The sequence below is a fragment of the Mesorhizobium sp. M7A.F.Ca.CA.001.08.2.1 genome (assembly GCF_003998455.1).
Taxonomy (GTDB): Bacteria; Pseudomonadota; Alphaproteobacteria; order Rhizobiales; family Rhizobiaceae; genus Mesorhizobium; species Mesorhizobium ciceri.
Genome location: NZ_RZPW01000135.1, coordinates 1 through 10,391 on the forward strand (window position 1 = coordinate 1; position 10,391 = coordinate 10,391).

Below are 10,391 nucleotides of genomic sequence, written 5' to 3' on the forward strand. Positions count from 1 at the left end.
CTTGAGCACCTCGACGTCGGGCATGCCGAACTTGGCGAACAGCCCCTTCTCCTTGGCGATCATCAGCGGGGCCGCATCGGTGAGGGCAATGAAGCCGAGCTTGGCGCCGGTGACCTCCGGAGTGGCGGTCGCGGCATAGGCGCCGGAAGGGAAGAGCTTGCGGGCCGCCACGAACAGGCCGGCCGTCATCGCGCTGCTGACCAGAAAATCGCGGCGCGTCATGTCTTTGAGGGTCGTTCCAGTCCTGATCCGTTTCGTCATCGTCGTCTCCGGTTGGGCGCGGCTTGGGATCCGCGTCGTCGATTGCGTGTTGATCAAAACAAAAAAGCCGCCAGCCAGGTCTTCGCGTCCGGGTGACCGGGAGCGCGCTTTAACCTGAGCGGCAGCTTTGCCTGTGGCGCCCGCCATTGGACGCCCGTTCCGTGACCCGCGAAGGGCCTGTCTATTTCAAAGCAGGAACCGTGCCAGTTTTGAGAGAGGTGAAAAAGGCCAATGAAATCAGCAGCCCGCGCTGATCGCCGGCGCATCGAACCCTATGGCCGGAAGGCCAAAGATTGTTCATTAGGGCAATCGCGCGCACAATTCTTGTGCAATGCACAAGGATGGCGCGGAAATGATCAGGCCTGAATCTCGGCAGATTTCTGGCCGGTAATGTACGCATCGATCTCGTCAGGATCGAAGATCTGACCGTCGAAGAAACCATCCGGACCGAGCACAAGGCCGGCGCCTGTCGCGCCGACCGCGGTGGCAATTTGGAGCGCACCCTCGACTTTCGAATTGGCGCCGGGAAGCGCGACGCCGAGCGGCTTCAGCGCCGAACGGTAGAGGTCGGGACGGTAGCAATCGCGGGCGATGGCAAGGCTTTCAGGCGTGTGCGCCACGTGCCCCCAGCGCACCATCTGCGTGTAGAACCACAGCGCATGGCTCTTCCACGGAAAGTTCGCCGCCTTGTCGAAGGGGAGGAAGAAGTCGTCGATGGTCCGCTCCGCACCGCCGCCCAGTTGGAGATGGCCGGTCAGGATCGGCATCTGCACGGTCGGCGGCAGGCCGAGGAAGCCGGCCTGCGCCATCACCCCGGCCAGTTCGCCATGGTTGGCCGGATCCTGGCACCAGCGCGCCGAGCGATGCAGCGCGCGCAGCAGCGCCGCCAAGGCCTCGGGGTTTTCATCTGCCCAAGCCTTGCGCACGCCGATCACCTTCTCCGGGCTGTTGCGCCATATCCGCGCCTTGACGGTGACGATGTGGCCGGTGCCGGCGGCCACCGCAGCGCTGTTCCAGGGTTCGCCGACGCAGTAGCCGTCGATGCGGCCGGCGGCCAGCGCATCGGCCATGAAGGGCGGCGGTACGATGACGATCTCAATCTCTTGGCTCGGATCGATGCCGCAGGCGGCGAGCCAATAGCGCAATTCGTAATTGTGCCCGGAATGCGGATGCACCACGGCAAAGCGCAGCGGATCGCCACCGGCCGCAGCGCGCTCGCGAATGAGCGCGCCAAGTGCGGCACCGGCGCGCGCCGGGTCTAGGTCGGCCTCGGCGCCGTGTGCCGCCATACCGGCCCAAACGGCATTGGAGATGGTGACGCAATTGCCGCCGAGGCCGAGCGAGAACGGCACGATGGTTTCCGAGGCCAGCGGCGTCAGCCCGAGATTGCAGGCGAGCGGCATCGGTCCCAGCATATGCGCGAGATGGAAGTGGCCGATGGCGATGCGGTCGCGGATGTTGGCCCAGGATGTCTCGCGGTGCAGCTTCAGATCGATGCCTTCTTGCGCGGCGAAGCCAAGCTCGCCGGCCGCGACCAGCACGGCGCTGTCGAAAAGCGGCATGAAGCCGGCGGTGATCTGGTGCTCGGCAGTCATGCTCATTCGTCCTCCGCCGGTCCCAGCAGCCCCGCGGCAGTCACCAGGCTTTGGGCGATGTCGCCGATCTTGCGGTTCTGGTTCATCGCCGTCTTGCGCAGCAGCGTGTAGGCGGCCTCTTCGGAGAGGCCGCGCGATTTCATCAGGATGCCCTTGGCGCGGTCGATCACCTTGCGGCTCTCGAGCTCGCCGCGAACCTCTTCCAGTTCGCGCGCCATGCGCGAAAAAGCGTTGAAGCGGCTGACCGCCATGTCGAGGATCGGCTTGACGCGCTCTTGCCGCAGACCGTCGACGACATAGGCCGAAACGCCGGCATCGACCGCCGCCTCGATCGAGGCCTGGTCCGAGCGGTCAACGAACATGGCGATTGGCCGCTTCACCGCGCGCGACAGCTGGAACATGTTTTCCAGCATGTCGCGGTTCGGATTTTCGAGATCGATGACGATGACATCGGGCTCGATCTCGGCGATCCGCCGCGCAATGCCGGTCACATCATGGATGACAGTGACCCGCTCATGGCCGGCCTCGCGCAACCCCGCCTCGATGATCGCGGCGCGGATGCGGTTTTCATCGATCACCAGGACGGCGAGTGCGGTTCGAACCATGCCTGCATTGTGACCAAGCGAAGGAATTGTGCAATGCGGTATGGTTGAACAATCCGATATTCGCTGACCGCGCCGCAGGCGCCCTATTCCGCGGCCAACGCTGTGACCTCGCGCCGGAAGGGCAGTGCGTCGCCGATATCGGCTTCATCCAGCTCGCGCGCGAAGCGGTGGCCGGCATAGGTTGCCCAGGCGATCGGACCCGGCGCCTCGGCGTCGCCGATGATTTTGACCGAGCGGATGCCGCTATCGGCCCATTCGTCCCGCCGCGCCTTCAATTCCTGCCAGACACTATCGTCCTGGTGGCGTGACGTGACCAGCACCACGGCGTCCGCGGCGATGTCAAATTGGCTGCCCGTATAGGCGCACGCCGTGGCAACACCGCCCGGCACGATGCGCGTCACAGTCCGGTTCAGCACGATCTCGACGCCGCGTTCGGCCAGCCGGCGATGGATGGCGCCCTGCTCCAGCGTGTTGCGGGTCCAGTCGGACACATAGGCTGACGGCGTCACCAGCGTCACCTTCGCACCCTGGCGCGCCATCAGCTCGGCCAGAACGCCACCCATGTAGTAGTGGTCGTCGTCGAACAGCACGACACTGCCGGTCGGCACAGTGCCGGCCATCAGATCGTCCGGCGTGTAGACCGGCATGGCCGGGTCGATCGGCATCGGCACGACATGCGCGCGCGCCACGCCGTCTCGGCGCCATGTCGAGCCGGTGGCAAGCGCAATGTTCTGAAAGCCGAAGTCCAGTATCTCCTGCGCCGACAATCGGCTTTCGAAATAGACGTCGACATTGGACATCTGGCTGATCTGGTACTGGCGGTAGTCGCGCACGCGTCCCCATGCCGAGAGACCAGGCAAGCGGCACTCGCGCGCCACGCGGCCGCCAAGTTCGGTGCCGGCCTCGGCGATGGCCACCTGATAGCCGCGCAGGCCGAGCGCACGCGCCGCCTCCAGCCCGGCCGGGCCGGCGCCGACGATCAGCACGCTGTCGCTATCGCCCTTGGCCTGCATGCGTTCGGGATGCCAGCCCTTGCGCCATTCCTCCATGAAGGTCGGGTTCTGCGTGCAGCGCGAGATCGACATGGTCATGTCGCCGGTGATGCAGATGTTGCAGCCGATGCATTCGCGAATGTCCTCGATGCGCCCCTCCTCCACCTTCTTCGGCAGGAAGGGATCGGCAATCGATGGGCGCGCGCAGCCGATGAAATCCAGCGTGCCGGACTTGATCATCTTCACCATCACATCCGGCGAGGTGAAGCGACCGACGCCGACGACCGGCTTCGAGGTCAGTTTCTTGATGCCGGACACCAGGCTCTCCTGCGCGCCCTCCTCCTTGAACCGCGACGGCCCGGAGCAGTCCTCCCAAGCGCCATGCGCCAGGTCCCAGAGGTCGGGCAGATCGGCATGCATCTCGATCATGTCGCGCACTTCGGAATTGGCAAAGCCGAGCTCACCGATCATCTCGTCCAGCGACAGCCGCAGCGTCAGGCCGCACGTGTCGCCGATAGCGTCCCTGCCCTCTTCGATCAGCTCACGCATCAGCCGCGAGCGGTTCTCCAGCGAGCCGCCATATTCGTCGCTGCGCTGGTTGGTGGCCGTGGACAGGAAGTGCTGGATGATGCCGAAGCCATGCGCGCCGTAGAGGCACACCAAATCGAAGCCCGCGAGCCTCGCCCGTTTGAAGGCATTGCGATGCCAGCGGCGCAGGTCGCGAATATCCTGCTTGTCCATGGCGCGCGCCTGCACCGGATCGTTGGTGAAGGTGCGGATCGGCAGGGCCGACGGCCCGCGCGGCACTTCCTTGGTGTAGAGGTTCGGCCCGTTGATGCCTGAGTAGGCCAGCTGGATGCCGGCCAGCGCGCCATGCTGGTGCATTGCCTTGGCCATCTTCGCCAGCGCCGGAATATCGGCATCGTCCCACAGCCTGAGCTCGATGAAGGGCGTGATCTCCGATGTGTGGTGCATCTCGGTTTGCTCGGTGAAGATGACGCCCCAGCCGCCTTCCGACTTGATGCGGCGCATCTCGGCCGCGGCCGAAGGGTCGCGATAGCCGCCGCCATTGCAATGCGGCACCTGATAGAAGCGGTTCTTGGCGGTCACCGGACCGATCTTCACGGGCTCAAACAGAATATCATAACGCGGATCGCGCATGGAACGTGCCTTCCTGCCAGCGTCGCCCTGCAGCACGCCCGATCATGGTTTCGAGGCGTGACGCAAGCCGGCCAGCCCAGTGGGTTGATGCCGTGAGACCATTCATAAGTTGCGGCAAGCGCCGGAAAACAACAGATTTCTTCTGTGCCGGTTAGGCCGCGCCTAATCGCACACATCCGGATTAGCATCCGCTGAATCCCGACTGAGCCAAATGCGACTTCAAGGCCCCGGCCACGCGATGCTAGAAGTACCGACGGCCAATGAGACACAAGACGCATGGACAGCATCCAGATCCTTGAAAAGCTGCTCGCATTCCCGACGGTGAGCCGCGACTCGAACCTCGCCCTCGTCAACTACGTGGCGGACCTGCTAGACGCGCACGGCACTGCCAGCCAGATCATCCACAGCGAGGACGGCCACAAGGCCAACCTCTTTGCCACCATCGGACCGACTGATGCTTCCGGCATCATGCTGTCCGGTCACACCGACGTCGTTCCCGTCGACGGCCAGGCCTGGACGCTGCCGCCCTTCGAGATGACGAACCGTGACGGCAAGCTTTACGGACGCGGCGCGGCCGACATGAAGGGTTTTGTGGCCTGCGCGCTCGCCGCGTGCCTCAAGGCCGCGAAAATGACGCTGAAGACGCCTCTGCACCTGGCACTCTCCTACGACGAGGAGATCGGCTGCATCGGTGTGCGCAGCCTAATCGACATGCTGCAAGCGGCCCCGCATCGGCCGCTGCTATGCATTGTCGGCGAGCCGACCGATATGCAGGTGGCGACGGGGCACAAGGGCAAGCTTGCCGCACGCGCGCTTTGCAAGGGGCGCGAAGGCCATTCGGCGCTGGCCCCGCTGGCGCTCAACGCCATCCATCTCGGCTGCGACTTCGTCGCCGCCTTGCGCCGCGAACAGGACCGGCTGGTGCGCGATGGCGCCCGCGACGGCGACTACGACATATCATACACGACCGTCCATGTCGGCAAGATCAACGCCGGCGTGGCGCTGAACATCGTGCCGAACCTTTGCCAGGTCGACTTCGAGATCCGCAATGTCGCGGCCGACGACCCGCACGAGATTCTCGACCGCCTGCGCAAGGAGGCTGCTCATATTGCTTCCGAAGCCTCGACCATCGCGCCCGAGGCAGCAATCGACATCGACATCACCAACACCTATCCCGGCCTGGACACGCCAGCCAGTTCGCAAGCCGTCGCCTTCGTCAAATCGCTGACCGGCGCCAACAATACCATCAAGATGGCCTTCGGCACGGAAGGCGGCCTGTTCAGCCGCGATCTCGGCACGCCGACGGTCGTGTGCGGACCGGGGTCGATGGCGCAAGGGCACAAGCCGGACGAATTCGTCAGCGTCGAGCAGATGCGCCGCTGCGACGACATGCTGGAAAAATTGCTTAAGCGGCTTGCCGACCAGCAACTGGCGTAACCGGGCGCTACTTCTGCGGAAGCGCTGCCTGGCCGACGGCCCGCTCGGCTCCGAACACACCTTGCTCGACGACAAAATGCCGGCAGTGGTCGATGAACGCCTGGGCGGATTGCGTACGATGTTCGGAATTGGGCAAGGCGACGCCCATGGTCAGCGGCCGCAGGTCACCGTCCAACGGCACGAAGACGAGCGGCTTGCCGTCCGGCGCCAGCGTGTTGAGCGGCCGCATGTTGGCGATGCCGTAGCCGAAGCCGTTGGCCACCATGGAGCGCATGACCGCAATGTCGCCGGTGCGCTCGGCAATATTGGGCCGGATCCCTCGCTGGTGGAATGCCGACAGGAAATATTCGCGGCTGTACGGCAGGTCGAGCAGCACCATCGGCTCGTCGGCCAGTTCCTCCGTCGTGATCGACGCCTTGGTCGCGAAACGATGGCCCGCCGGCAGCATGACATAGGCCGGCACCAACATCAGCGGCTCGAAGGTCATATCCTGCGACAGTTCGAGATCGTAGGTCAGGGCAAGGTCGATTTCACCGCGCTGCAGCATCTCAAGCAATTGCCCCTGATTGCGCTCGAACTGGCGCACGCGCACATCGGGATAAGCACGCTCGAACCGCATGCGCAGCGCCGGCAGCACGATCTGCGCAAAGGTCAGCAGGCATCCTACCGCCAGCGGGCCGCGCACCTTCTCGGCAAAATCGCCGGCGACGTCATGCAAGGCATCGGCATCATTGAGCAGCCGGGCGGCTTCCTTGAGGAAGATGCGGCCACCGGCGGTGAGCGAGAGGCCGTGCGAATGCTTGCGGACAAAAAGCTGGACGCCGAACTCGGTTTCCAACTGCGCGATCGAGGCCGAAATCGATGGCGGCGACACATTGACCTGCTCGGCCGCCTTGGCGATGGAGCCGGCTTCGCCCACGGCAACGAAATATTCCAGCTGTCTGAGCGTGAAGCGTAGCGGCATGGCTGGCTATGTTGCCGGTTTGAGGGCTTCGATCAAGCCTAATGCATGTCGCGCAAAAGTGGCCCCGGTTTTGCGCAAACGACATGCATGGAGCAAAGGCCTAAAGCGCATCACTTGAATCCGTTCGATCGCGATGCGCTCTAGGCGCCCATCAATATTTGATCCATGTCGTTTTGAGCGCGGTGTACTTGTCGAGCGCATGCAGCGACAGGTCGCGGCCGAAGCCGGATTGCTTGAAACCACCGAACGGCGTCATCGGGCTCAGAGCGTCGACCTTGTTGACGGAAACTGTGCCGGCCTGCAGCCGCCCGGCGATGCGGTGCGCGCGCGACAGGCTGTCGGTCCACAGCGATGCGGCGAGCCCGTAGGGGCTGTCATTAGCGATGCGGATCGCGTCGGCCTCGTCATCGAAGGCAATGACCGAAAGCACCGGCCCGAAGATCTCGTCGCGGGCAATCGGATCGGCAGGCGTGACATCGTCGAAAATGGTGGGCTGGACAAAGCTGCCGCGCCCATTGACCGTGACCATGTCGCCGCCCGCGACCAGGCGCGCGGTCTTTTTACCGGCCTCGACGAAGCGCATGACGTTGGCGGCGTGGCGACTATCGACCATCGCGCCCATTTTCGAAATCGGATCGAGCGGATCGCCGGGCTGCGTGGCCGCCGCACGCTGCACCAGTTTCTCCACCAGGGCATCCTTGATGCCGCGCTGGACGAGCAGGCGTGAATTGGCGGAACAGACCTCGCCCTGGTTGAAGAAGATGCCGAAGGCCGCCATATCGGCCACCACATCGAGATCCCCGCAGTCGGCAAAGACGAGGTTGGGGCTCTTGCCGCCGGTCTCCAGCCAGACCTGCTTCATGTTCGACTGCCCGGAGTACTGCAGGAACATCTTGCCCACCGCGGTCGAACCGGTGAAGGCGAGGCAATCCACATCCATATGGCGGCCAAGCGCCTGGCCGGCGGTTTCGCCAAGGCCGGGCACGACATTGAGCACGCCGGCAGGCAGGCCCGCCTCCATCGCCAGCTCCGCCAGGAGCAGGGCCGACAGAGGCGACTGCTCGGCGGGTTTCAGCACCACCGAATTGCCCGCCGCCAGCGCCGGCGCGCACTTCCAGGTCGCCATGTCGAGCGGGAAGTTCCACGGCACCACCGCGCCGACCACGCCAAGCGGCTCGCGTCGCACCAGCACCAGATCGCCTTCGCCGGTCGGCGCCACCTCGCCATAGATCTTGTCGATGGCCTCGCCATACCATTGGAAGATCGCCGCCGAGCCGGGGACGTCGACCGAAGCCGCATCCCTGACCAGTTTGCCCATGTCGAGCGATTCAAGCAGGGCCAGTTCATGCAGGTTGTCGCGCAGCAACTGCGCCAGCCGCAGCAACACCTCCTTGCGGTGCGCCGGGCTGGTGCGCGACCAGACGCCGGCGTTGAAGCTGCGCCTAGCGGCGGCAACCGCCAGATCGATGTCTTCCTCGCCGCAGGACGCCACTTCGGCCAGCACCTCGCCGGTTGCCGGATTGACGCTGGCAAAGGTCCGGCCCGAACGCGCAGCGACCGTCTTGCCGTCGATGAACGCCTTGTCACGAAAACGGATCGCGGACGCCTTGCCGATCCAGTCCTTGTGGCTGAGTTCACTCATCGCAGGTGACCCCTGTCTTGACTATTCGTCGCCCGGCACGCCGTAGCTCGGCGCATCGGATGGGTTGATCGCGCGGGTCACATAGGCATCGAGCTGTGGCTTGTAGAGTTGCCACAGCGCCGCCAGTTGCTCGATAGGACAATCGTCGGTCCAGTCGCAGCGCAGGTCGGCGACCGGCCACGCCACCTCACGCACCAGCTTCATGCCGGCGGAATGGACAGGGCCAGCCTCGCCGCCGGCTGTCAGCGCCGCGCGCATAGTCGCGATGAGGCGGTCGCCGAGATGCCCCTCCGACGCCAGGAAGGCCTCGACCATCGCTTGCGGCACGCCATCATGGGCCAGCATGTTGCCGCCGCAGGCGACATTGTCAGCTCGCGCCTCCGCCCAGATGCCAAGAGCTTTGGGACCCGAATGGATCGCGGTCGCTCCAGCGGCGTCGACAGCCAGCACCTGCCGGTATTCGGGATAGGCACCGGTGCGCTTCAATATGGCAATCGCCTCCGCCGCGGACACGCCGCGCGCCAGCAATTCGAGACCGCGCAGTCCAAGCGTAGGATCGGTGACGTTCTGGCTGGCAATGGCCCCGGCGCCCGCCTGCGCATAGGCGCAGCGCGCCGCAACAGCAGGCGACGAGGAGGACACCGCGACCCCGAACATGCCGGTGCGGCCGCACCGCGCGACAATGGAAAAGGTCATCGCAATCAGTCCGGAATGACGGCGGTGCCGTCGATCTCGACCAGCCAGTCCGGCCGCGCCAAGGCCTGCACGACAAGGCCGGTCGAGACGGGATGCACGCCTCTGATATACTCGCCCATGGTACGGTAGACCGCCTCACGATGGCGCACATCGGTGATGTAGACCACCACCTTGACCAGGTGCTCCATGGTGCCGCCGCACTCCTCGATCAGCTGGCGGATGTTCTGCATGACCTTGTGCGTCTGCTCGACTGGATCATGGCTGTCGATGTTCTTGGCCGTGTCGAGGTCCTGCGGACACTGGCCGCGCAGATAGACGGTCCTGCCGCCCCGCGTAACGACCGCCTGGCACAGATCATTGTCGAGCTTCTGCTCGGGATAAGTGTCCTTGGTGTTGAACTTTCGAATTCTTGTATGCGCCATCTTGGTCTCCGTCGGATCAGGCTCGAGGTCGGGGCATCTCGTTTGAGGTGCCGTGTCTATGCCACCTTGGTCTCGCGCTTCGCGGACGCATGGTAGGCCAGGTATTTGCGCTGCGTGGAAATATGGTCGGCCACATGCTGCGCGTCGTGCCAGACGCCCCAGATGAAGCTCGACCCCCTGCGCGATTGCCAAGGCAGTCCGAGGAAATAGATGCCGGGCTCGGTCGACACACCGCGCTGGTGCTTCGGCTTGCCCCTTTCGTCGAACACATCGACCTTCAGCCAGTTGTAGTCGACGGTGAATCCCGTCGCCCAGATGATCGAACCTATCCCGGCTTCCGACAGGTTCAGCTCGAGAATGGGATCGGTCATGCATCGCGGGTCCGGGCCGATCTTGCGGGCCTCGGGCTCTGGGGGAAGGTCGAGGCCGTTGCGGGCGACATAGGCATCTGCCTCGTCCAGAACCGACATGTAATTCGCATCGCCGCGCGCGATATTCTTGGCCAGATCGGGTGCGAAGGTCATCACACCGTGCCTGTAGGATTCGGTCCGGCCAACCAGCGTCATCCCTTGCGCGGCAAGGCGCCGGAAGTCGATCGTCTGGCCGCCACGCGCGC

The 10,391-nt window shown here is 64.4% G+C and carries 9 protein-coding genes and 1 pseudogene; 1 reads left to right on the top strand and 9 read right to left on the bottom strand.

The genetic code is table 11. The features are described 5' to 3' along the window. From EN914_RS39165 to EN914_RS10915, 4 genes are all read right to left on the bottom strand, one after another. Nucleotides 1–408, bottom strand: a 408-nt coding sequence (locus EN914_RS39165) for an ABC transporter substrate-binding protein (RefSeq protein ID WP_245497812.1), incomplete at its 3' end; no start/stop codon positions are given. Nucleotides 409–617: 209 nt separating this feature from the next. After that, nucleotides 618–1,856 (bottom strand): CmpA/NrtA family ABC transporter substrate-binding protein, encoded by a 1,239-nt coding sequence (locus EN914_RS10905; RefSeq protein WP_024503967.1) that lies wholly within the window; start codon nucleotides 1,854–1,856, stop codon nucleotides 618–620. Nucleotides 1,857–1,858: 2 nt separating this feature from the next. Further along, entirely contained in the window at nucleotides 1,859–2,461 is a 603-nt protein-coding gene (locus EN914_RS10910; RefSeq protein ID WP_013530455.1) for an ANTAR domain-containing response regulator, read from the bottom strand. 83 nt (nucleotides 2,462–2,544) lie between these two features. Beyond that, nucleotides 2,545–4,614 carry an NAD(P)-binding protein gene (locus EN914_RS10915; RefSeq protein ID WP_024503968.1) on the bottom strand — a complete coding sequence of 690 codons (2,070 nt, stop codon included), beginning with the start codon at nucleotides 4,612–4,614 and terminating at the stop codon, nucleotides 2,545–2,547. A gap of 276 nt (nucleotides 4,615–4,890) precedes the next feature. On the opposite strand from EN914_RS10915, the gene argE reads away from it, so the two are divergent. Further along, nucleotides 4,891–6,051: an acetylornithine deacetylase gene (argE, locus tag EN914_RS10920; protein ID WP_024503969.1), complete on the top strand. Its 1,161-nt coding sequence runs from the start codon at nucleotides 4,891–4,893 to the stop codon at nucleotides 6,049–6,051. Between the two features lie 7 nt (nucleotides 6,052–6,058). Here the strand turns inward: argE and EN914_RS10925 are convergent, their stop codons facing one another. The 5 genes and pseudogenes from EN914_RS10925 to EN914_RS10945 form a co-directional block, all read right to left on the bottom strand. After that, entirely contained in the window at nucleotides 6,059–7,015 is a 957-nt protein-coding gene (locus EN914_RS10925) for a LysR family transcriptional regulator (protein WP_013530452.1), read from the bottom strand. Between the two features lie 151 nt (nucleotides 7,016–7,166). Beyond that, nucleotides 7,167–8,657, bottom strand: a complete 1,491-nt coding sequence (locus tag EN914_RS10930) for an aldehyde dehydrogenase (RefSeq protein ID WP_024503970.1) — start codon at nucleotides 8,655–8,657, stop codon at nucleotides 7,167–7,169. Nucleotides 8,658–8,678: 21 nt separating this feature from the next. Next, nucleotides 8,679–9,353 carry a DUF1028 domain-containing protein gene (locus EN914_RS10935; protein WP_024503971.1) on the bottom strand — a complete coding sequence of 225 codons (675 nt, stop codon included), beginning with the start codon at nucleotides 9,351–9,353 and terminating at the stop codon, nucleotides 8,679–8,681. Nucleotides 9,354–9,358: 5 nt separating this feature from the next. Continuing rightward, nucleotides 9,359–9,775, bottom strand: coding sequence for a RidA family protein (locus tag EN914_RS10940; protein WP_013530449.1), 417 nt, complete (start codon nucleotides 9,773–9,775; stop codon nucleotides 9,359–9,361). Between the two features lie 56 nt (nucleotides 9,776–9,831). Next, nucleotides 9,832–10,391 (bottom strand): annotated as a pseudogene (locus tag EN914_RS10945) (FAD-dependent oxidoreductase); the annotation flags it as partial.